We start from the raw sequence: 22,652 nt of genomic DNA on the forward strand, positions 1-22,652 counted from the left end.
GTTGTAGAGTAGTGGGCAATGCCCACCGCTCAAAAATTAGGAAGCAATCTGACCAAAACGACGATCGCGGTTTTGATAAGCGAGTAAAGCTTGATGAAAGGCACTGCGATCGAAGTCAGGCCACAAAATATCTGTAAAATAAATTTCTGTATATGCCATTTGCCACAATAAAAAATTACTCAATCGCATTTCTCCACTAGTACGAATTAATAAATCTGGATGAGAAGTTCCAGCAGTGTAAAGATATTTCTCAATTGAGTTTTCATTAATCTCGTCAATCTCAATCTCTTGCTGTTGAATTTGTAAAGCAATTTGCCGACAAACTTGAGCAATCTCTTTGCGGCTACCGTAATTAACAGCTACAGTAAAGTGAATAGCTGTGTTATGGATTGTGTAAGCGATCGCTCGTTCTATTTCTCTTTGCAAAGACTGAGGTAAGACTGACAAATCTCCAATAAAAGAAATTCGTACTCCTTCTTTTTGCATTTGAGTTAATTCGCGTTGTAATAGTCGCTCAAACAGTAACATGAGAAAATCGACTTCTTGTATAGGTCGTCGCCAATTCTCGGTCGAAAAAGCATAAGCTGTTAGTGCTTCAATTCCCCAATCTTTACAGCAGCGAAGTAGTTCTTTTAAAACTTTTGCTCCTTGACGATGCCCAGCAACACGCGGTAATCCTTTTTTGGTAGCCCAGCGTCCGTTACCATCCATAATTACAGCAATGTGTTTGGGTAATTTTTGCGGATCGAGAGCGGTAGGTAATTCAGATTGTATAGAGTTCATAGATATAATGTCGCGCAAAGACGCAGAGGCGCAAAGAAAATTGTCAGTTTCTGCCAAGCTTTATTTCAGGTTGTTGATTCCTGCATTAATTTACATAATCTACTGTGTGATTCCTGAGAAGTGAGATTGTTTCAATCTAGGAAATGTAGATACACCTACTGATACGAGCTTGAGAATCAAGGAGAATATCCCGGCTCTGTTTCTCATAGTTTAGGAGTAAAAAAAATAGTTGTCAGTCGGTTACAGTCGGTAAACCTAAGTCGGGGAAGTCGGAAAAGTCGGAACTCAAATGCACAGTTAAGCGACTAAGGACATAATTGCGATCGCCACGTAGTAGACGGGAAAAATAAGATTATTAAGGCTAATGCACCTACCACACTTTTAAACGCACAAATTTGAATGCATGAATCTCAATGCAAGAAACATCCCCAGTAGAAATATCTATTCGTCAGGCTCGTACTAGCGATCGCGATCGAATCATCCAGTTGCATAGTCAGTCAATTCAGCAACTTTGTACGGCTGATTATAACCCTGCACAAATTCAAGCTCTGCTAGAAGATAAAAAAGTGTATGGAACACAATCGTGGGGTGATGTTGTCTTAGTAGCAGAGTATGGCGAAGAAATTGTAGGGTTTTCGGCTTTGATGCAGGGTACGGTAAGTGCAATGTACGTCCATCCAAAATGGACTCGACAAGGTATTGGTAGACGTTTGTTACAGACGATTGAACGAGAAGCTATATTTCGGCGATGGCAATGGTTATTTGTGAAAGCTTCTATTACGGCTGTACCTTTTTATCAAGCTTGCGGCTATCAAATTCTACATCCCACTCAAATGATGGTTGCTCGTAGAGAGTGGGTTCCTTGTGTTGATATGCAAAAGCAATTAGTGGCAACAATTAGCCAACAGCAATTGCCTTCTCGACAAGCAGAGACTTGTTGGCAAATCGTGCAATCATGTTTAGTTGGTTTAATTGTATTAGTCGCGATCGCGAAGATGATGCAATGGTTTTTACCTCGATAGCGATCGCATTTGATTACAATATATTTGTAGGGGCGCACAGCTGTGCGCCCCTACTTTTATCTGTTCTGGTTTCATTGCTGTCTCCTTTCATCTAGCCGGATTGTCAGGAAATGCCTCTTCTAGATCTTCTACTGAAGTTGGAATGCGATCGATAAAAGGTAAACTAGCTCCTTGTAAACCCCGTTTAATCCGTTCTGGAGTTTCAGGAAAAATGATAAATAGCGGATAAATGCTATTCGCTCCTTCACTAAAAATGTGTTGATTAGGAAGAGGCATAATCCACTCGTATTCTTTATTTAATAACACTTGGGTTTGTCGCCAGCGTCCTAAGAAATCGGAAAAATCTTCATTGGGACGATAAATAAATAGAAAAATTTCTACTCCAGTTTTAATTTTCCACTCTGGATCGCACATGAGAAAAGCGATATCACAGGGTAACAGAGTCGTTTCTGTAACTTTGATTGCTTGACGTTCTTTACTAGTTGATGTAGAGTTTCGCAGCCGAATTATAGGTAGAGGAATCGGAATGACACTTTCATAAGGACGGCGCAAACTTGGAAGCATTTCTAAATAGGGACGATGCTGCTTCAGTAAGGCGATCGCTGCTAGGCGATCGCTATACTCTGCCAAGCACTCTTCATAACAAGCTTTTTTAATACTCATAATTTATTCGATAGATAGTTAGTAGTTAATGGTCAAGAGAGGTCGCTAACTACTAACGATTCGCTTAACCCAACTTTTCAAATACCTTGAACATGGGTAGGTACATCGAGAGAAGAATTCCCCCAACCATACCACCTAAAACTACAATCATAATTGGTTCAATAATACTAGTGAGGGCTTTAACAGCTTGCTCGACTTCATCTTCATAGAAATCAGCAACCTTCATTAACATACTATCCAGTTCACCCGTTTCCTCGCCAATACTAATCATCTGAATTGCCATCACGGGAAAAACTCGTTCTTTTTGTAATGCTAAACTAATCATTCCTCCTTGCTGAATCTCTTTACGCGCTGCATCTACAGCATTAGCAATTATCTGATTGCCAGCCGTATCGCGAACGATTTCCAGAGCAGTTAAAATTGGTACTCCTGAACGAGTCAAAGCACCAAAAGTACGACTGAAAAGGGCTACAGACGATTTTTGAATTAAGTCACCAAACAATGGAACTTTCAGAGAAATTCGGTCAATGGTCTCCCGACCCAGCCGAGTTTTGTAATACTGTCGATAAACAAAACTACCACCAATAAAAACTACTACAGGAATTATCGCACTTGGACTTCTAAGAACTGCGCTGATCCACAACATAAATTTGGTCAGTTCTGGTAATTCTACTCCTAATTGCTTAAAAATATCAGCAAAAATAGGTATGAGAAATATAGTCATACCAAGAAAAATTAGTACGGCTATAATTCCAACTGCAATAGGATAGGTTAAAGCAGATTTAATTTGGTTTTGTAGTCGAGCGCGATCTTCCAACAACTTAGATAATCGGTTCATGACTTCATCAAGAACACCACCGACCTCTCCAGCTTGTACCATACTGACATACATGTAATCGAAACAACCTGGGTGTTTCCGCATTGCTTCAGACAAATTCATTCCCTGCTGTACATCAGAACTAATGTCAATTAAAGCTCCTTTCAGTTTTGGGTTAGTACACTGTTCCGCCATTACACCCAGGCTTCTTACAATGGCTACACCTGCGTTAATTAGAGCAGCAAACTGACGAGAAAAAACAGCTTTATCTTTAACAGATACCTTTGCAAGAGCTGCTTGGAGCGGTGCTAAGCTGAGATTACCACTCAACTTAAATTCTTCTGCTTGTTTTAGTTCTTGAATAAAAAGACCTTTCGATCTCAAACTAGAACGTGCTGCTGCTATTGTGTCAGCAACAACTTTTTCTTTTTTAGCGTTTCCTTTCGCATCACGAACGCGAGCAACAAATGTAGGCATGTCTTGGATCTTTTAGGAGATAGAGAATATGGAAGTTGTAGAGATACAAACTATATATCTCTACAGATGATTTTCTAAGAATTAGTTAATGCATAGAAGTACCTGCTCTCATACCAGCTTTTGCACCGACTCCTGGAGTATTACCAATCAAGCGCTGTAATTCATCTGGCTTAGATGTTTTAGACATTGCTGCTTCAAACGAAATTAGACCAGTTTTATACTGATCTGCTAAAACTTTTTCCAATGTTTGCATACTCAAATTTCCTCCAGTTTGAATTGCCGAGTAAATTTGAGCTGTTTTTCCTTCACGAATTAAGTTAGAGATAGCAGGGGTAACAATCATAATTTCCTGAGCCATAACCCGACCGTATTCGCCTGGTTTAGGGTTCTTTTTAGATACGAGAGTTTGACTGAATACTGCCACAAGTGAGTTAGATAACTGGACGCGAATTTGTTGCTGTTGTTCTGGAGGAAATACATCTACCATCCGGTCAACAGTTTGAGCCGCAGAACTCGTGTGTAGTGTACCAAATACTAAGTGTCCTGTTTCCGCTGCCGAAATCGCTAACTGAATTGTTTCTAGGTCACGCATTTCGCCTACCAGAATTACATCTGGATCTTCCCGTAAAGCTGCTCTAAGAGCATTAGCAAAACTCTTTGTATCTTCTCCAACTTGACGCTGATGGATCACACTCTTGATTGGTTCGTAGACAAACTCAATCGGATCTTCAACTGTGATAATGTGTTCCGCCCGCGTTGTATTAATATTATTAATCATGGACGCTAGGGTAGTAGACTTACCCGATCCAGTTGGTCCCGTTACCAAGACTAATCCTCGTGGTTTTTCCGAGATTTCCCGCACAATACTGGGTAAATTTAAGGTTTCCATGCTGGGAATTTTGGAGGCTAGCGCTCGCAAGCAGGTGGCATACGTACCTCGGTCTTTATAGACGTTGACGCGGAAGCGAGCTAGTCCCTTAATCCCGTAAGAACAGTCAAGTTCCCAGTTTTGTTCTAGAGTTTTGCGCTGGGTATTATTTAACATACTAAAAATTAGTCTTTGACACTGTTCTGCTGTTAGTGGTTCGTGTTCCGTTGGAGTCAACTTTCCACTGATACGGATATATGGCGGTAAACCTGCTGAAATGTGTAAGTCCGAACCACCCGAGTTAATAACTTCTTCCATTAAGTCTTCAATCATTAATTCCATAGTTAATCTCCTTGAAAGTTATGTTGGTAATTGGTAGTTGGTAATTGGTAATTGGCAATTGGTAATTGGTGGTTGTTCGTTTTGACTTTTAACTTTTAACTTTTAACTTTTGACTTGCCATTACCGATTGTCTAGTCACTAAATCGTGGAGTCATACAATAAGGACACTCAAACCACTCTGGTTGTAGCTCTGCATGACAAGTTTTACACTCTAATGAACTTTTACGTTTTGCTTTCAGTTCCGCTTCCAAACCAGAATCAGTGAAAGTGACGCGCTCTACTTCTTCCAAAGTCGTGTTACCTTGCATCACTAGCTCCAGACTATAAGCTAACAACGTTTTCATGCCCTCTTCTACGGCTGCTTCTTTAATCCGTTCGCTCGGCGCTCCTTCAGTAATTAAATTTTGTAGTCGTTCTGTAACGCGCATAACTTCATATACGCCACAACGCCCTTTATATCCAACGCCAGCGCATTTAGAGCAAAGTTGATTTTTAGCCTTAGCGGCTTGAATTTCTTCTAACTCCAAAGATTTAGCTTTGTAAAGCGTGAGTTCGACATCTTTAGAACTCGCCAGTCCAAACCGAGCTAACTCATCGGCACTGGGAGTATAAGGAATGCGACAATCAGAACAGACGCGCCGCATCAAACGTTGAGCCACAACCCCTAGCAGCGCACCGGACACCATGAATGGTTCTACACCCATTTCGTCTAAACGAGAAATTGCCCCAGCAGCATCATTAGTGTGCAGAGTTGTCAATACTAAGTGTCCCGTCAGTGCTGCCTCAATAGCAGTTTTTGCCGTTTCCTTATCCCGTGTCTCACCAACTAGAATTACGTCTGGGTCTTGTCGTAGAAAAGCCCGCAAAATTGACGCAAAATCCATTCCTTTTTCTCGAATCACCTGGACTTGCGTAATTCCTGGTAGAGAATACTCAATGGGGTCTTCAGCGGTGCTGATATTTACCCCTGGATCGTTGCGTTCTGCCAAAATTGAGTATAAAGTGGTTGATTTACCGCTTCCCGTCGGACCCGTAACCAACAGCAGTCCGAACGGACGACTTGCCAAGTCCCTCACAATTTGCAGGCTCTCTACATCGCTAATTAATTTGTCTAACCCAAGTTGGGTAGATGAGTTATCCAAAATCCGCAAAACAACTTTTTCCCCGTAACGACTGGGTAAGGTGTTGACGCGAAAATCAACTTTTCGTCCTTCAAATACGCGGCGAATACGACCATCTTGGGGTGCGCGTCGTTCGGCAATATCTAATTCAGCAATAATTTTAAATCGAGCTGTCACAGCAGGAACAATTTGTTTGGGTAGGGGGTCAAAAGCCTGCCGCAATACTCCATCTCTACGAAATCGGACGCGCAAGTACTCTTCTTGGGGTTCAATGTGAATATCTGAAACTTTTTCTTGTAACGCTTTGATCAGAATTTTATTCACTAGGGCAATTACAGGAGCAGCATCCGCATCTTTGAGAGATGCACCTAAATCTGCGTCACCCTCCTCTGGTGCATCTTGTAAATCAAGTCCATCTAACTCTACAGTGAAATCGACGGCATTAGCGTTATTTCTTTGATTGTCTGCCTGTTGTTTTTGTTTTTCTACATTTTCATCTAAATATTTAGAAAGAAGTTCTTGGAAGTCTTCTAGTGTAATGACCGTCCTTTGCAATCCAATATCGCGGGGGCGAAGAATACGGTTTAAATTATCTTGGGCATCCAAATTATCTGGATCGACCATCGCGATCAAAATGGACGGAGGCTCATCACTTTTTGATATAGGTAGCAGCCGATAGCGACGACAAATATCAATCGGGATCAAAGAATCGATCAACTCGCCGACTTGACTTGTGCCAATCTGATTGATTTCTGGATCGAGAAACTCTACACCGTAGAGAATTTTTAGCTCGAATAGCTGTTGTTTTTTATATTGTCTAATTAAGTCTGGTGGCAGTTGTCGTCCAGTTATAGCTTCTAAAATCTCCGGTAGCGATCGCCCAGTCGAGCGACTTTCGCTTAAAGCCTGCTTCATCTGCTCTTTACTGACATACCCAGTCTCAACTACTTTGTTGCCAAAAGGAGACAAGTCATTTTTGACAATTAAGGCACGCCGCTGCATTGAAGAGGAGTAAGACATAATCGCTACTAAGATTTTGCATAATCAAGTATTCCCAAATAGAGTGTTCCCAAATCTCAAGAGAAATATTACAGAGGCGAGAAGCAGAAGAAGTCGGAGTTCAGAAGCATTTAACCACTAGCCACTAGCCACTAGTCACTGATGACTGTATTCCCCGTGCAACTGCGCCTGCAATTATTGCATCCTAGAAGAGGTAAGTTTGCGCACAAGCTGAAGGTTAGTGGCTGGAGTAAACCTCATATCTCTAGCCTCTTCCACAGCTACACAGTTGTTAGGATTTAGGATTGGGACATAATGATTGACGAAGAAAAGCAAACGGAATACGCAACTAACCAAGAACCACAACAGCAAACACAGCAAACAACGAACGAGGTCACAACCAAAACAATGGACTCAAATGCATTCGGAGAATTTGAAACACAGGCAAACGCTCCAGAGGGAGATGCTAACGTTGCATCGAACGAGAATCCAGTCGAAGTAGAAAAGCCTGATACCTCCTCCACCGCGCCTGAAGCCGATAATCGAGCTGCTTTGTTAGAAAAGGAGCGGGAGATCGAGTCACTCAAAGCTAGCTTGGAGGAGCGTACCAGTCAATACATGCGCATGGGCGCGGATTTTGAAAATTTTCGCAAACGCACGCTCAAAGACAAAGAAGACTTAGAGCAAAAGATTAAACAGAATACTCTACAAGAAATTCTACCTGTGGTAGATAATTTCGAGCGGGCAAGAGCGCAGCTCAAACCGCAAACCGATGCTGAAATGAATCTTCACAAAAGTTATCAGGGAGTATACAAGCAACTGGTAGATTGCCTCAAGCGGCTAGGTGTTTCGGCAATGCGACCTGAAGGCAAGGAGTTTGACCCGAACCTACATGAAGCGGTCATGAGAGAACCAACAAGCGAGTACCCTGAAGGCACGGTGATTGAAGAATTGGTCAGGGGTTACTACTTAGGCGATCGCGTGTTGCGTCATGCTTTGGTAAAAGTAGCTACTGCCCCAGAAGAAACACCGTCAGAAACGGTAGTAGCAGAAACTCCACCCGAAGTTACAGAAAGTTGAGTGAAAAAATATCTTAGGAGTGAATGCATTGAGACAAATTCTGGGAAATATATCGTAGAGCCAATTTACTGCGTCGATCGCGATCTGGGACGACGCTACATCAATAAAAGCCACCTTACTGCTGAATATGGGAAAAGTTATTGGGATTGACTTAGGGACAACGAACAGTTGTGTTGCCATTTTAGAGGGCGGTCAACCACTGGTGATCCCCAATTCAGAAGGTGGACGAACAACTCCCAGCGTGGTTGGCTTTGGTAAAGCCAGCGATCGCTTGATCGGTCAGTTGGCAAAGCGTCAAGCCGTCACGAATGCCGAAAACACTGTTTACAGTATCAAGCGGTTTATCGGACGGCGTTGGAACGAAACTCAAGCAGAACGCCAGCGCGTCCCCTACAAATCCGTTAGAGGACGCGACGACACTGTAGATGTCCAAATTCGCGATCGCACCTACACTCCTCAAGAAATTTCTGCCATGATCCTGCAAAAACTCAAGCAGGACGCAGAAAATTTTTTGGGAGAAAGCGTAGACCAAGCAGTAATTACCGTACCAGCCTACTTTACCGATGCCCAGCGGCAGGCAACCAAAGATGCAGGCACGATCGCGGGACTGGAAGTTTTACGTATTATCAACGAACCGACAGCCGCCGCTTTAGCTTACGGCTTGGATAAGCAAGATCGAGACCAAACAATTCTCGTCTTCGACTTAGGCGGCGGTACGTTTGACGTTTCTATCCTGCAACTAGGAGACGGGGTTTTTGAAGTTAAAGCCACCTCTGGCAACAATCAACTTGGCGGTGACGATTTCGATAACTGTATCGTGCGCTGGATGATTTCTTGCTTTCAAGACAGTGAAGGTGTAGACTTAACTGCCGACCGCATGGCACTCCAGAGGCTACGAGAAGCAGCAGAAAAAGCCAAAATCGAACTGTCTACCCTTGGCAGCACGACAATTAATTTACCTTTCATCACGGCTGATGCTACGGGACCAAAACACTTAGAACAAGAGCTCAGCCGCGCCAAGTTTGAAGAGTTGGTCTTAGCTCTGATCCAAGCCACGATCGAACCGATGGTGCAAGCCCTCAAAGACTGCGGTTTACGCCCCCCAGATATCGATAAAATTGTTCTTGTGGGTGGTTCCACCCGCATTCCAGCCGTGCAAAATGCCGTGCAAAACTTTTTTGGTGGCAGAACAGCCGAGCGATCGGTCAATCCCGATGAGGCTGTTGCACTAGGCGCGGCAATCCAGGGTGGAGTGTTGGGGGGCGAAGTCGAAGATGTCTTGCTACTGGACGTAACTCCGCTCTCTCTGGGAATTGAGACTTTAGGGGAAGTCTTTACAAAAATTATCGAACGCAATACCACAATTCCCACCAGTAAAGCGCAAATTTTCTCGACTGCTACCGACGGACAAACCTCTGTGGAAATCAAAGTTCTTCAGGGAGAAAGAGCGATGGCGCGAGACAACAAAACTTTGGGAAGTTTTGTACTCACAGGAATTCCTCCTGCTCCTAGAGGCACGCCCCAAATTGAAGTTGCCTTTGAGATCGATGTCAACGGCATCTTAAAAGTGGCAGCATCAGATAAAGGCACTGGCAGAGAACAATCCTTGCGGATCACAAACACGGGTGGGTTGAGTGCAAGTGAAGTAGAACGGATGCGGCAAGAAGCAGAAATGTTTGCCGAGCAAGATCGAAAACGCTTGGAACTGATCGAACTGAAAAACCAAGCAGAACACTTGTTACAAAGTTATTTTGTCACCTTGAGAGATAATAAAGACCTAATTACTGAAGAGTTTAAAGCTCAGGCAGATGAAAAAGTCGCCGTACTCAAAGCAGCCTTTGCCGATCCTGCTTCCACTATTGAAGCAATCGAACAAAGACTGCAAGACTTCCAGCAAAACTTATTTGCTCTAGGAGCCAGCGTTTACGAACAAGCCAATCGCAGTAGCTCTTTTACTTCATCAGGTATGGACGACACCTTCACTTCTTCCTTTGGAGACGATAGTACTTATGCAGTAGACTACGAAGCAATTGAGGAGTAGTCATTTGTTATTTTTGAGTGGCTAGTGGCTAGTGGCTAGTAGCTAGACTCTTTTCTAGTCACCAGCCACTAGCTACTGATAACTGAAAAGGATCGGTTTTGCCACCTTGTTGAAAGTACGGTGATTTGTCTACAGTGATTATGGAACTTTAGTAACTAACGCTGAAACGCGATCGCCGCAGGACAGCAACAGATTCATCCCTCTTCTAACCACTAAACCAGCAGCGCTCTATGGCTCGTGACTATTACGAAATTCTGGGTGTTTCCCGCAGTGCGGATAAAGAAGAAATCAAACACGCCTATCGTCGCCTCGCTCGGAAATATCACCCCGATGTGAATAAGGAAACTGGAGCTGAGGAGCGGTTCAAAGAAATCAACCGAGCTTACGAAGTGTTATCGGAACCGGAAATGCGGGCGCGTTACGATCGCTTTGGCGAAGCTGGTGTCGCAGCTGGTGCTGGGGCAGCAGGTTTTCAAGACTTTGGCGATATTGGCGGTTTTGCTGACATATTTGAAAGCTTCTTTAGCGGTTTTGGTGGTGCGGGCGCTCAAGGTGGGACGCGGCGGCGGAGCGGACCAGTCCGTGGTGACGACCTACGGTTAGATTTGAAGTTAGATTTTAGAGAAGCGGTCTTTGGCGGGGAGAAAGAAATTCGCATTTCTCACCTAGAAACTTGTGAAGTTTGTAGCGGTTCTGGTGCAAAGCCTGGAACTCGACCGCGTACTTGTACGACTTGTAGTGGCTCGGGTCAGGTAAGGCGCGTTACCCGCACTCCCTTTGGGAGTTTTACGCAGGTGTCTACTTGTCCCACGTGTAACGGTACGGGGCAGATGATTGAAGACAAGTGCGAAGCTTGCGACGGGAAAGGTGCGAGGCAGGTAACGAAGAAGTTAAAAATCACCATTCCCGCCGGAGTTGACAACGGTACGCGCTTGCGCATTTCTGGAGAAGGTGATGCAGGCGATCGCAATGGTCCGCCAGGAGATTTATACGTTTACATTTTTGTCAACGAAGACGCAGAATTTCGCCGCGACGGGATTAACGTTCTATCAGAAATTAAACTCAGTTACTTGCAAGCAATTCTAGGCAGCCGCATAGAAGTTAATACGGTAGATGGTCCGACTGAATTGATCGTGCCTGCTGGTACTCAACCAAACACCGTGATGACTTTAGAAAATCACGGCGTGCCGCGCTTGGGTAATCCCGTCAGTCGAGGCGATCACCTCATCACAATCTCAATCGATATTCCCACCCGCATTACTCCCGAAGAACGAGAATTGCTGGAAAAGCTAGCTAAAATTCGGGGCGATCGCACTGGAAAAGGTGGTATAGAAGGATTTTTGGGAAATCTGTTCCACAAATGAATCAATCATTTTTGTCATCTGCCGATGCTCAACTCGATCTACGCGGGACTCCCTGCCCGATTAACTTCGTTCGCACTAAGTTACGATTAGAAAAAATGACTCCAGGCAGCTTGCTGGAAGTCTGGCTAGATCCAGGCGAACCAATCGAGCAAGTGCCGGATAGTTTAACGATGGCAGGATATCAAATCGAGCAAATTGAAAAACGCGATGGGTTTTTCGCGCTTCAGGTGAGGCATCCTGTGAAATGAATTCGGAATTTGGAATTCGGAATTATTTTCAACGATCTTGGCTATTTGCTAATTTTCTAAGCTTGAGAGTTTGTTAGTCATGCATGAATGATTTGCACAATTCTGAAATTCAACTCATAGAGGACACTTCACCTCTAGTGGGTACGGTAGTAGCAGTACAAGCAAACTACTACTGGGTAAGGTTAGATGCTCCAGGTTCAGAATTAACTACTCCCTCAGCTCCCTCAGCTCCCTCAGCTCTCTTGTGTACGCGGCGGGCGCGGTTGAAAAAGCTAGGACAGCAAGTCATGGTTGGCGATCGCGTTGTCATAGAAGAACCGGATTGGGCTGGTGGTCGAGGGGCAATTGGGGAAGTCTTACCCCGTCAAAGTCAGCTCGATCGTCCGGCGATCGCTAACGCGCAGCAAATTTTGCTGGTATTTGCCTTGGCAGAACCAGACCTCGACCCGTATCAATTGAGTAAGTTTTTAGTCAAAGCAGAGTCTACGGGGTTAGAAATTTGTCTGTGCTTGAATAAAAGCGATTTGCTCTCAGTCCAGCAGATCGATAATTGGCGCGATCGCCTAAATCGCTGGGGCTACCAACCTTTATTTATCAGTGTCCATCAAGGATTTGGAGTCGATCGAGTGAGCCAGCGCCTGCAAGAGAAAATAACCGTCATTGCTGGACCCTCTGGAGTGGGGAAATCGAGTTTAATCAACATGCTAATCCCAGAAGCAGGATTGCGAGTCGGAGAAGTATCGGGGAAACTGTTGCGGGGTCGCCACACGACGCGGCACGTCGAACTGTTTGAATTACCTACAGGGGGATTGCTAGCCGATACTCCTGGCTTTAATCAACCCGATCTTGACTGTACTCCAGAAGAGTTAGCAAGCTATTTTCCAGAAGCAAAACAACGCTTAGCCGTTGCTAGTTGTCAGTTTAGCGATTGCTTGCACCGCGACGAACCCAATTGTGTCGTGCGGGGCGACTGGGAACGTTACCAGCACTATTTGGACTTGTTGGAGGAGGCGATCGCCGATCGAGAACAGCTAGCTCGTCAAGCCAATCCTGAATCGAATTTAAAGCTGAAGACCAAACGGGGTAAAAGTCAGTACGAACCCAAACTAGAAACGAAAAAATATCGCCGCCAGTCTCGCCGGACGCAACAGCAATCTCTCCAGGAGTTATATCGAGAAGCAGAGGAATAGGGTCTAAAATTTAAAAAATATTAACTTAAAAAATTGGAGATTTTTATGGCTCCTAAAGTCGAAATCTACACCTGGAGATCCTGCCCGTTTTGCATTCGTGCCAAACAACTTCTTGCAAAAAAAGGCGTTGATTTTATCGAGTACAGTATTGATGGTGATGAAGCCGCTCGCAAACAGATGGCACACAGAGCAAACGGTCGCCGTTCTGTACCCCAAATCTTTATCGACGACCGCCACATTGGGGGATGCGATGACATTTACGATCTGGATTTCCAAGGCAAACTCGATCCGCTGCTAACCTCGGCTCAAGGAGCGTAAGCCATTGAGTTTAAAACTAGTTTTTATTATCGACCCGATCCACAAACTCGATCCAGGTCACGATACGAGCGTTGCTTTGATGGAAGCAGCGCAAGCTTTAGGACATGAAGTGTGGATAACTCAAGCTAGCCGCTTGGGGGTAGCTGAAGGTAAGGCATGGGCTGTTTTAGAACGCTTACAACTTCAACCCGTGCAGTTGGTGGATGGGCGCTGGGTAGCGGAACTGGTTTGGTACGATTTGAGCGATCGCACCTGGATGCCTTTAGAAAATTTTGATGCTGTGTTCATGCGGACAGATCCGCCTGTAGATATTCCCTACCTCTACGCTACTTACATTCTCGACTTCATCGATCGGAGCAAAACTTTAGTTGTCAATAATCCCCAAGGGTTGAGGGCAGCCAACGAAAAAATGTTTGCTCTACAATTTACTCATTTGATGCCAGAGACAATTGTGAGTGCGGATAAAAAGGTGATTCGCCAATTTTTAGCAACAAGAGGGGCAGCGATTCTCAAACCACTGGGACTCAAAGCAGGTGAAGGAATTATTTATCTTGAAGAGGGCGATCGCAATTTCAACTCAATTGTAGAAATTAGCACTTACCAAGCCAAAATGCCCGTGATGGTGCAAGAATTTATCCCTGCTGCGAAAGAAGGAGACAAGCGGATTATTCTACTCAACGGCGAACCCATCGGAGCTGTGAATCGAATTTCCACCAGCGACGACTTTCGTAATAACATGGCAGCTGGCGGTACGGTAGCCAAAACTGAAATTACAGACCGAGAACATCAGATCTGTAAGGATTTAGCTGTCAGCCTACAACAAAACGGCTTATACTTTGTCGGAATTGATGTTATCGGTGGCTATCTAACTGAAGTGAACGTCACCAGCCCTACAGGGATCCGAGAAATCGATAGGCTCAATGGAATTCGTCTGGGAGAAACGGTGATGCAATGGTTGGAAAAGGCGAAGGTTTGATCTAGGAAATGTAGAGACGTTACGTGTAACGTCTCTACTCCGATTCAAACAAAAAAGCTACTCGTCGTCAGACATATCCGTATCTTCGTCTTCATCTTCTTCGTGAGCTTTCACGGAGTTAGCTGAGACTACAGCACCCATGTCGAGTTTTTCTCGGACGAGTTTCTGAATTTCTTGAGCAACCTCAGTATTTTCTTCCAAATACTTAATCGTATTGTCGCGACCTTGGGCAATGTTTTCGCCTTTGTAGCTGTACCACGCACCTTTGCGTACAATTACGCCTGTTTCCTCGGCAATGTCTACCATACAACCTAATGTAGAAATGCCTTTGCCAAAGATAATATCAAACTCGGCGATTCGGAATGGCGGCGCAACTTTGTTTTTAGCAACTTTGACTTTAACGCGGTTGCCGAATTCTTCCGTGCCTTTTTTCAAGGTTTGAATCCGGCGAATATCCAAACGTACAGAGGCATAGAACTTAAGGGCATTACCTCCAGTTGTCGTTTCTGGGTTGCCATAGGTCACGCCAATCTTTTGTCGTAGCTGGTTGAGGAAAATTACGGTACAACCAGATTTACCGATGTTACCCGTGATTTTTCTTAAAGCTTGGCTCATCAAACGTGCTTGCAAGCCGACGTGGGTATCTCCCATTTCACCTTCGATTTCAGCGCGGGGAACTAGCGCGGCTACAGAGTCAACAATCACAATATCCACCGCCGCCGATCGCACTAACTGATCGACAATCTCTAGACCAGCTTCGCCCGTGTCTGGCTGGGAGACGAGGAGATTCTCAATATCTACACCCAAAGCCGCTGCATAAGTTGGATCGAGGGCGTGTTCTGCGTCCACAAAGGCAGCAATTCCACCTGCTTTTTGGACTTCCGCGATCGCGTGGAGTGCTACTGTCGTTTTACCAGAACTCTCTGGACCGTAGATTTCAATTACCCGCCCTTTGGGTAAACCGCCGCCTAGAGCTAAGTCGAGCGTCAACGAACCGCTAGAGATAGTTTCCACGCGCATTCGGGTCGCATCTCCCAAGCGCACGATCGCCCCTTTGCCGAAATTGCGTTCGATTTGATTCAGGACTAGATTCAGGGCTTTTTGCTTGCCAGCAACATCATTGTTAATAGCCATTCGCGCCTCTAGGATAGGAGGTGTAAAAACTTTTACTTAACTAGTTTTAACTAGTGCAGATATACTATTTTAGTAGATTTATCCAGCACAGCATAGCATATATGCTAATTCGTAATTTTGAATTCGTAATTCGTAATTGGGGATAATTTGCTGATTTTTGGTTGTTATCTGATTTATATACAAAATTACGTCGGTTTTCTTTTGGCTTTGTTGTTTTCCTTAGCTTACTTGCAGAGATATGATTTTAGGTCACGCAAAGACGCGAAGGCGCTGAGAAGAACGCTAAGAAGAGATCTTCGTATCTACCTTGTCCCCCTTGTCCCCCTTGTCCCCCTTCGCCCCCTAATCCCCACGACCGAAGGGAGTGGGGAAGAGCGAGTTCCCCCTTGTCCCCCTTGTCCCCCTTGTCCCCCTTCGCCCCCTTGTCCTCATGTCCTATACAGAGTCTCAATTAGAAGAGGCAGTCATCTCGGTGGCTGGTCTAACATCGTATATTCAATTATTGCTGGAACATGATGAGGTGTTGCGGCAAGTGTGGGTTGTGGGGGAGGTTTCGAGTCTTAGCCGTCACTCTAAAGGTTTGTTTTTGACGCTGCAAGATCCAGAGACAAAGGCTGAGATTAAGTGTGTGGTGTGGAATAGCCAGTTGTCGCGCTTGGCTCAACTACCAGTACAAGGGGAGCAGATCGTAGTTTTGGGTAGTATTCGTTTGTATCCTCAGCGGGGACAATATCAACTGACTGTGTGGCAGGCTTTACCAGCGGGGGAGGGATTACTGGCGTTGAGACTGCGGCAGTTGCGCGATCGCCTGGAGGCAGAAGGTTTATTCGATCTAGAACGGAAGAGAACTCTGCCAGCTCATCCCCAAGCGATCGCTGTTGTCACTTCACCAACAGCAGCGGCTTGGGGCGATATTCAAAAAACGCTTAAACGCCGCTATCCTGGTTTATCTGTTCTGTTTTCGCCTGCTACCGTGCAAGGAGAGCCAGCACCAGCATCTATTGTCAAAGCGATCGAGCGCGTGGAACGAGACGGAAGGGCGGAGGTGTTGGTTCTTACCCGTGGTGGGGGCGCAGTGGAGGAGTTGGCTTGTTTTAACGACGAACGAGTTGTGCGGGCGGTAGCTGAGTGTTCTATACCCGTGATTACGGGGATTGGGCATCAGCGAGACGAGACTTTAACAGACTTGGTGGCTGACGTGTGCGCCCATACCCCTACAGCAGCAGCAGAACTTGTTGTACCAGATTTAGCGGTTGTGTATGCCGAGCATCGGCAGAGGATAGAGACGCTACAGGCAGTTGTACAGCAACAATTAGATATAGCAGGCGATCGCTACTATTCTCTCAGCAGTCGGTTGGGGCGTTTGCGTTTAGACCGAGAAATTCAGCGCGAGATTGAGTTTTTAAATTGGAAAAAGCAGCAGTTAATTCAGGTAACTCAACAGCGATCGCAAAAAGCACGGCAACACTGTCATTTATTAGCACAGAAACTTGCTAGCCTCGATCCTCATGCGGTGTTGAAACGGGGTTACGCTGTAGTTCGGCAAGAAAACGGTGCGATCGCTCGTTCGGCTGCTCAGTTAGCGCCAGGACAAGAGTTATTAATTCAGCTCAGTCAAGGAAAAATCAAAGTTAAAATTATCGAGAATTCTCAATCTGAAATCTAAAATTCTTAGCCCTACAGACAAAAGCCACTGGCACAGGTTAAAACTTTCTACAGTATGTTGAGTTCGTGTAGATAAATTGAGTTATTGTCGTCACGAATTTCGTTCGCTTAGGAAGAATTATTGTATGAGAATTTCCGCAAAACTACGTAGATTTATTTGGTTGTTCATTTTATTTGTATGGGTAGCATTAGCAGCAATTTTTCTAGTCCCGCAATTAGCTCTAAAGTTTTCACGACCCACACCTTTACAAGTGGTAGATATAGCTAGCTCTAATATAACTAACACCAATTCTTCAAAAAAGCCTATTTCTCCATCACCCACAGAAAAATCCAGTTCGAGTAAACCTCCAATTTTAGTATCTAGTAATGCCATCACGCCAACTACGTTTACTAATAAAACAATCGATCGCAATCCGATAAAAAAAGTTTTTCCGAGCGATTTTATCTCAGCTAATGTTAAAACTCAATATGGCGCAAAAGGTGATGGCGTTACAGATGATACGGCAGCAATTCAAAAAGCTCTAAATGACGAACGCGACGAAGAACAAGATTATTTTGGCAAGCCAAAAGCTCTGTACTTTCCGGCTGGAACTTATTTAATCAGCAATACTTTAAATTGGAAGGGTTGCTGTATGAGTTGGCAGGGACAAGGGGTAGGAATTAGTATTATTAAACTCAAAGACAAGACGAAAAGTTTTGGCGATCGCAATGCTCCTAAACCAGTCATACAGACTATAGATGGTAATATGTCATTCCGCCAAAATATTACAGATTTAACCGTAGATACGGGAAAAAATAATCCAGGCGCGATCGGGATAGACTATATTTCTAATAATTTTGGTTCTCTGTGGAATGTTTTAATTCGCTCTGGTGACGGACAAGGAAAAGTTGGTTTAGATATGTCGAGACAATGGGCAGGACCTTGTTTAATTAAGAACGTACAAATTAATGGATTTGACTACGGCATTGTCACTAAAAACTTAGAATATGGTCCTACGTTCGAGGAAATTACACTTCAACAGCAAAAAGTTGCAGGTATTTTAAATGATGGTAATACATTAGCAATTCGTAAACTTCAGAGTAAAAATTCTGTACCAGTCATTCAAAATCAAGCACCAGCGGGCATGATAATTGTTATAGATGGCAATTTTCAAGGTGGTGCGGCAAAAGCCAGTGCTATTGAAAACAACGGTTATTTATATGCGAGAAATATCAATACTAGCGGTTATAAATCGGCAATTCATCACAAAGAAACTATAGTTTCTGGTACAAGTGTAAGTGAATATGTCTCTGACAAAATATATAATCTGTTTGGTAGTCCAATGCGATCGCTCAATTTACCAATTGAAGAAACACCAGTTTTCGAGGATAAAAATTTAGCTAATTGGATGGCTTTTTCTCCTCAATGGTACGGAGAAACTGATTCTTTACAAGATGCACTCAATTCAGGTAAATCGACTATTTATTTTCCTTTCGGTACGTACTTTTCTCATGATAAAAAAGTTTTCAAGGTTCCGGCTTCAGTTCGACGTATTGTCGGCTTTTCGTCTATTGTGAATGGCGGTGGAATTGTATTTCGCGTCGAGCAAAATAGCGACAAGCCTTTGATTATCGAACAATTTGGTTATGGAGTCACAATAGAACACGCTTCACCGCGCACTGTTGTTATTCAACATGGTGGCTACGAGTACAAAGACTTTCCCAAATCTGGCAAGCTATTTTTAGAAGATGTAGGAGGTAGTTTACGGATTAATTACCCTCATCAAGTTTGGGCGAGGCAGTTAAATGTTGAAACTTTAGATGCAGCACGTACTAAAATTGAAAATAAAGGCGGGACGCTCTGGATTTTGGGACTAAAAACGGAGGGTAAGGGTTCTGTAATCAATACTACTAAAGGTGGTAAAACAGAAGTTTTGGGAACTTTAATCTATCCAGTACATGACTTTACTGCTCAAGAAAAGCAGGAAGCTGCATTTATTAGCAATAACTCTAGTCAGTCATTAATCTATTCTGTCAGTGCTTATGGTGAGAACAAAAACTATGATATTCAAGTAGAAGAGACTCGGAACGGCGTGAAGCGCCAACTACTGAGTAAGGATTTTCCTGGTAGAATGCCTTTGTTTGTGGGGTATAAATAGCGAAAAAATTCAAAAGTAGTAGGGTGGCATTGCCCACCTATACTATTATTGAAGTAAGCTTACTAATATGTAAAATAAAAGTTCGTTTAGCAAACTCTCTTATTCGCAAATTCTTTTGGTATGTCTCGTAACTCCAATTCCAAAACTAAATCAAACACTTCACCTTTACCCGATACTTGGAAATATGAAGTAGCTGTAGCAGAAGTTGAGTCACTTATCTCTCGGATTGAAGCAGGCGAGTTAGAATTGGAAGAGGTGTTCGAGCAATTTACTCAAGCTGTAGAGCAGTTGAAACAGTGCGAAACTTTTTTGCAACAACGACAGCAACAAGTGGATTTGTTAATTGAAACTTTGAATAATGAATCTTAAAAAGTCAAAAGTCAAAAGTGAGAAGTCAAAAACTGGTAGAGTGTTTTGGGTAAAACTTATCGTCAAAAAATAAAGGTTAGCCAAATATACTTAAATTCAAATTTTGAGCGAGTTGCTGTATTAAGAATATACCAGCTTTGGAATTACCTGTTTCGTCTAAACCAGGACTGTAACACGCGATCGCACCTTGAGTTGGCACAATTGATAAAATTGCCCCACTAACTCCCGATTTTGTCGGTAAGCCTACTTCTGAGGCAAAACGTGCTGAAGCTTGGTATAAACCACAAGTCATCATAGTTGCATTTACTATACGACGGTTTTGGGGCGCGATCGCGTCATGAGCTTGTACGAGTAACATTCCTATCCGTGCTAAGTCAGCTACCGTACCAGCTAAACAGCAAACATGATTGTATGCATCTAGAGTAGTTTCTGGCGAGTGAATATTGCCAGCTTTAGTTAATAGTCGAGTTATCGCAAGGTTGCGATCGTTAGGTAAAGAACGCACGGAATCAAGCATTTGGTTATCTAGAGTTAGCTGACAACCTGCGGTTTGATTCAGCCACAAACGGAGATTTTCACAGCGAGAAAATGCATTGATACCTGGGAGGATAGAACAAAGTGCGATCGCGCCACTATTGATCATTGTATTGCGAGGAAAACCTTCATCTGCTATCAGTTGAGTTAGAGAATTAAAAGGCAGATCGGATGGTTTCATTCCTACATGAGAGAAGACTACTTTTGCACCTAATTGCTGTAACAAAAATAGCAAAATAAAGGGCTTGACAACACTCATTAACGGAAAAGTACAATGAGTATCGCCTGCGTTATAGCTTTGTTCTGTCACAGTTTGAATTTGCACTGCTAACCAATTTGGATTAGCTTGGGCTAATAGAGGAATGTATTTAGGTAGTTTTCCTTCTTGAGTATGCCTGCGTGCTTGCATTACCCAAGTTTCTAGTTGCGTCTGGCTCAGAGATTTCAATGTTTGTCTGTTATACAAGGTTATTCAACGGGTTGTATTCCATAATTTTCTTGCAGTATAAACCGACCCGACTCCAACTCATCAGCATATTTCTGAAGCCACTCACGCAAGCTTGAAGATACAATCTTTCTATCGCTCGAATCATGATACATTGTCATGATTTGCCCTACAGTTCCGCCATCTGCTGGATCTAAATCTAAACAGTCATGATTACCAGCTCCATCGTAGGTAATTGGAATCCATTTCTCATTCCACCAATTGTTACGAATTCCTCTATCAGGGTCGCTTTCATAGCCTTCAAATTTTCCAGAATCGAGAAGATCTTTCCAAACTTCCCATTCATCTCGAATCCGGTTGAGCGATAAAAACTCTCGTCCCTCAAATAATCCTTCTTTATAGATAGACTGACCGTTGTGAATGCGGTAGGATGCTTTTACATCTTCAGATAGCTTGATGGAGAGTATTGTTTCAAGCTCGGCAATTTGAGCCTCAGAAGCACCAGATTGCAATGTCTCAAAAATTTGTGGTGCATTGACTTGAAGCCATAAGTCTATGCGCTGCCAAATTTCTTCCATAAAAAACTTTATTTATTACCTTAACTATACAAACTTCCATCTTTGCGAGTGAAAACCCAACCTTCAGGATTCAATTTAGCAATCAGATCGACATCAGGATAATCAGCTTCATCGTCAGGAGTGCGATCGCCAATTTCTAAATATACCGCATCTGTATTTGAACGATTGATTAAATGATGTCCGTTGGCAACCCCAGCCGGAAAACCTGCTGACATACCTGCGGTTAAAATTTGTTCGCCTTCATCAGTAACTAAAACTAATTCCCCTGACACAATATAAATAAATTCATCTTGTTTTGTATGCCAATGCCTTAAAGCAGAACAACTACCAGGCAATAATCGAGTTAAATTTACACCAAAATTTTTCAATCCCGCTGCATCACCCAGTCTCTTTCGATAACGTCCTGCTACAACCGATTTAAACTCATCAGGATAGTTAGTTCCCGTCTTCTCCGGTATATTTTCAGGATCGATAAACATTTCTTTATTAAAATTATAAAAACTCAAACAAAAACCTAGTTAAAATCTCTGAGGAAATCCGCAGCAAATTCACCTTGAGCTACAGCCGATACACTACCAGTCATAAAAACGCGATCGCCTTCTATTTCAATCTCAATTTCTCCTCCTGGCATATGTACTTTAACTGTATCATCCACCAAGCCTAATTTATAAGCAGCACTTGCAGCCGCACAACTACTACTACCAGAAGCTAAAGTATAACCAGCCCCCCGCTCCCAAATTTCAATTTTAATATTTTGGCGATCGAGAACTTGTAAAAACTGTACGTTTATGCGGTTAGGAAAAATTGGGTGATTTTCAATTTTACTACCCAAAGTAACAGCAAGTTCTCGCGACACTTGTGCTATAGGAATGATGCAGTGAGGATTGCCAATAGATAGACAAGTTACTTTTAAAGATACGCCATCTACTTGCAATTCAGTATCAACCATTTGTCGAGGCGAACCAGCTACAGGAATTAATTCACTTTGAAAAGTAACAGTTCCCATATCAACTTTTATCAGCGTTGCCTCTGGATTCAAAATTTCTACAGCAACTTCGCCACCTAAAGTTGTTAAACTAAATTCATTTGTCTTAATATATTGCGCATCAACTAAATATCTCGAAAAAATCCGAATCCCATTGCCACTTTTTTCAGCTTCGCTACCATCGGGATTAAAAATTCTCAGTTCTATCTTTTCCCCTACAAGAATAGGTCCATATAAGATACCATCGGAACCGATACCAAAATTGCGATCGCAAATTAATTTAATCGCGTTTTCGTTGATGGTAAAATTAACTACATTAGGATCGATAACGATATAGTCATTCCCCAAAGCATGATATTTATAAAAATCAGTTGCCATTTGTGAAAGTCAAAATATATAATTTTGTCCGTAATGCTGTAGGGGCGGGTTTATTGACGAGCTTTGATAAAAATGAAGAGCTTCACAAATCCGCCCTCTTTCACGTCAGGATCTTCA

The 22,652-nt window shown here is 43.3% G+C and carries 22 protein-coding genes; 12 read left to right on the top strand and 10 right to left on the bottom strand.

Annotation, left to right across the window (positions count from 1 at the left end; genetic code table 11):
- Positions 1 to 36 precede the first annotated feature (36 nt).
- A complete protein-coding gene (locus tag CHRO_RS08450) occupies positions 37 to 783 on the bottom strand; it encodes an undecaprenyl pyrophosphate synthase (protein ID WP_015153782.1) in 747 nt (248 codons plus the stop codon).
- A 413-nt stretch (positions 784 to 1,196) separates the two neighbouring features.
- On the opposite strand from CHRO_RS08450, the gene CHRO_RS29505 reads away from it, so the two are divergent.
- Positions 1,197 to 1,805 (top strand): GNAT family N-acetyltransferase, encoded by a 609-nt coding sequence (locus CHRO_RS29505; protein WP_015153783.1) that lies wholly within the window; start codon positions 1,197 to 1,199, stop codon positions 1,803 to 1,805.
- 87 nt (positions 1,806 to 1,892) lie between these two features.
- Here the strand turns inward: CHRO_RS29505 and CHRO_RS08460 are convergent, their stop codons facing one another.
- The 4 genes from CHRO_RS08460 to CHRO_RS08475 all read right to left on the bottom strand — a co-directional run bounded on the left by CHRO_RS08460 (position 1,893) and on the right by CHRO_RS08475 (position 7,113).
- Complete coding sequence (locus CHRO_RS08460) at positions 1,893 to 2,468, bottom strand: hypothetical protein (RefSeq protein WP_015153784.1); 576 nt, start codon at positions 2,466 to 2,468, stop codon at positions 1,893 to 1,895.
- Positions 2,469 to 2,532: 64 nt separating this feature from the next.
- On the bottom strand, positions 2,533 to 3,762 hold the full coding sequence (locus CHRO_RS08465; protein ID WP_015153785.1) for a type II secretion system F family protein: 1,230 nt from the start codon (positions 3,760 to 3,762) through the stop codon (positions 2,533 to 2,535).
- Positions 3,763 to 3,847: 85 nt separating this feature from the next.
- Positions 3,848 to 4,972: a type IV pilus twitching motility protein PilT gene (locus tag CHRO_RS08470; protein ID WP_015153786.1), complete on the bottom strand. Its 1,125-nt coding sequence runs from the start codon at positions 4,970 to 4,972 to the stop codon at positions 3,848 to 3,850.
- A 131-nt stretch (positions 4,973 to 5,103) separates the two neighbouring features.
- Positions 5,104 to 7,113, bottom strand: coding sequence for a GspE/PulE family protein (locus CHRO_RS08475; RefSeq protein ID WP_015153787.1), 2,010 nt, complete (start codon positions 7,111 to 7,113; stop codon positions 5,104 to 5,106).
- A gap of 294 nt (positions 7,114 to 7,407) precedes the next feature.
- Between CHRO_RS08475 and grpE the strand changes: the two genes are divergently transcribed.
- The 8 genes from grpE to gshB all read left to right on the top strand — a co-directional run bounded on the left by grpE (position 7,408) and on the right by gshB (position 14,309).
- The gene (gene grpE, locus CHRO_RS08480; protein ID WP_015153788.1) at positions 7,408 to 8,172 is read left to right on the top strand and encodes a nucleotide exchange factor GrpE; all 765 of its coding nucleotides are present in this window, start codon (positions 7,408 to 7,410) and stop codon (positions 8,170 to 8,172) included.
- Positions 8,173 to 8,322, top strand: a complete 150-nt coding sequence (locus tag CHRO_RS31865) for a hypothetical protein (protein ID WP_158631818.1) — start codon at positions 8,173 to 8,175, stop codon at positions 8,320 to 8,322.
- Positions 8,300 to 10,213, top strand: a complete 1,914-nt coding sequence (dnaK, locus tag CHRO_RS08485) for a molecular chaperone DnaK (protein WP_015153789.1) — start codon at positions 8,300 to 8,302, stop codon at positions 10,211 to 10,213. Before CHRO_RS31865 ends, dnaK begins: the two co-directional genes overlap by 23 nt.
- A 230-nt stretch (positions 10,214 to 10,443) precedes the next feature.
- Entirely contained in the window at positions 10,444 to 11,577 is a 1,134-nt protein-coding gene (gene dnaJ, locus CHRO_RS08490) for a molecular chaperone DnaJ (protein WP_015153790.1), read from the top strand.
- Positions 11,574 to 11,825 carry a sulfurtransferase TusA family protein gene (locus CHRO_RS08495; protein WP_015153791.1) on the top strand — a complete coding sequence of 84 codons (252 nt, stop codon included), beginning with the start codon at positions 11,574 to 11,576 and terminating at the stop codon, positions 11,823 to 11,825. The genes dnaJ and CHRO_RS08495 overlap by 4 nt, the downstream gene beginning before the upstream one ends.
- An 83-nt stretch (positions 11,826 to 11,908) precedes the next feature.
- Positions 11,909 to 13,015 carry a small ribosomal subunit biogenesis GTPase RsgA gene (gene rsgA, locus CHRO_RS08500; protein ID WP_015153792.1) on the top strand — a complete coding sequence of 369 codons (1,107 nt, stop codon included), beginning with the start codon at positions 11,909 to 11,911 and terminating at the stop codon, positions 13,013 to 13,015.
- A 45-nt stretch (positions 13,016 to 13,060) separates the two neighbouring features.
- Complete coding sequence (gene grxC / locus CHRO_RS08505) at positions 13,061 to 13,333, top strand: glutaredoxin 3 (protein ID WP_015153793.1); 273 nt, start codon at positions 13,061 to 13,063, stop codon at positions 13,331 to 13,333.
- Between the two features lie 4 nt (positions 13,334 to 13,337).
- Positions 13,338 to 14,309: a glutathione synthase gene (gshB, locus tag CHRO_RS08510; RefSeq protein WP_015153794.1), complete on the top strand. Its 972-nt coding sequence runs from the start codon at positions 13,338 to 13,340 to the stop codon at positions 14,307 to 14,309.
- A gap of 57 nt (positions 14,310 to 14,366) precedes the next feature.
- Here gshB and recA read toward each other — a convergent pair whose 3' ends face one another.
- On the bottom strand, positions 14,367 to 15,443 hold the full coding sequence (gene recA / locus CHRO_RS08515) for a recombinase RecA (RefSeq protein WP_015153795.1): 1,077 nt from the start codon (positions 15,441 to 15,443) through the stop codon (positions 14,367 to 14,369).
- 430 nt (positions 15,444 to 15,873) lie between these two features.
- Between recA and xseA the strand changes: the two genes are divergently transcribed.
- The 3 genes from xseA (at position 15,874) to xseB (ending at position 19,615) form a co-directional block, all read left to right on the top strand.
- Positions 15,874 to 17,109 carry an exodeoxyribonuclease VII large subunit gene (gene xseA, locus CHRO_RS08520; RefSeq protein ID WP_015153796.1) on the top strand — a complete coding sequence of 412 codons (1,236 nt, stop codon included), beginning with the start codon at positions 15,874 to 15,876 and terminating at the stop codon, positions 17,107 to 17,109.
- Positions 17,110 to 17,233: 124 nt separating this feature from the next.
- A complete protein-coding gene (locus CHRO_RS08525) occupies positions 17,234 to 19,246 on the top strand; it encodes a glycoside hydrolase family 55 protein (protein WP_015153797.1) in 2,013 nt (670 codons plus the stop codon).
- Between the two features lie 120 nt (positions 19,247 to 19,366).
- Positions 19,367 to 19,615 (top strand): exodeoxyribonuclease VII small subunit, encoded by a 249-nt coding sequence (gene xseB, locus CHRO_RS08530; protein WP_015153798.1) that lies wholly within the window; start codon positions 19,367 to 19,369, stop codon positions 19,613 to 19,615.
- 76 nt (positions 19,616 to 19,691) lie between these two features.
- On the opposite strand, the gene glsA is transcribed toward xseB, so the two are convergent.
- The 4 genes from glsA to dapF are packed head-to-tail and all read right to left on the bottom strand — an operon-like array spanning position 19,692 to position 22,535.
- Complete coding sequence (glsA, locus tag CHRO_RS08535; RefSeq protein WP_219336114.1) at positions 19,692 to 20,597, bottom strand: glutaminase A; 906 nt, start codon at positions 20,595 to 20,597, stop codon at positions 19,692 to 19,694.
- Positions 20,598 to 20,617: 20 nt separating this feature from the next.
- Positions 20,618 to 21,172, bottom strand: coding sequence for an SMI1/KNR4 family protein (locus tag CHRO_RS08540; protein WP_015153800.1), 555 nt, complete (start codon positions 21,170 to 21,172; stop codon positions 20,618 to 20,620).
- Positions 21,173 to 21,192: 20 nt separating this feature from the next.
- On the bottom strand, positions 21,193 to 21,651 hold the full coding sequence (locus tag CHRO_RS08545) for a cupin domain-containing protein (RefSeq protein ID WP_015153801.1): 459 nt from the start codon (positions 21,649 to 21,651) through the stop codon (positions 21,193 to 21,195).
- 35 nt (positions 21,652 to 21,686) lie between these two features.
- Positions 21,687 to 22,535: a diaminopimelate epimerase gene (dapF, locus tag CHRO_RS08550; protein WP_015153802.1), complete on the bottom strand. Its 849-nt coding sequence runs from the start codon at positions 22,533 to 22,535 to the stop codon at positions 21,687 to 21,689.
- Between the last annotated feature and the right edge of the window lie 117 nt (positions 22,536 to 22,652).

Source organism: Chroococcidiopsis thermalis PCC 7203 (assembly GCF_000317125.1).
GTDB lineage: Bacteria > Cyanobacteriota > Cyanobacteriia > Cyanobacteriales > Chroococcidiopsidaceae > Chroococcidiopsis > Chroococcidiopsis thermalis.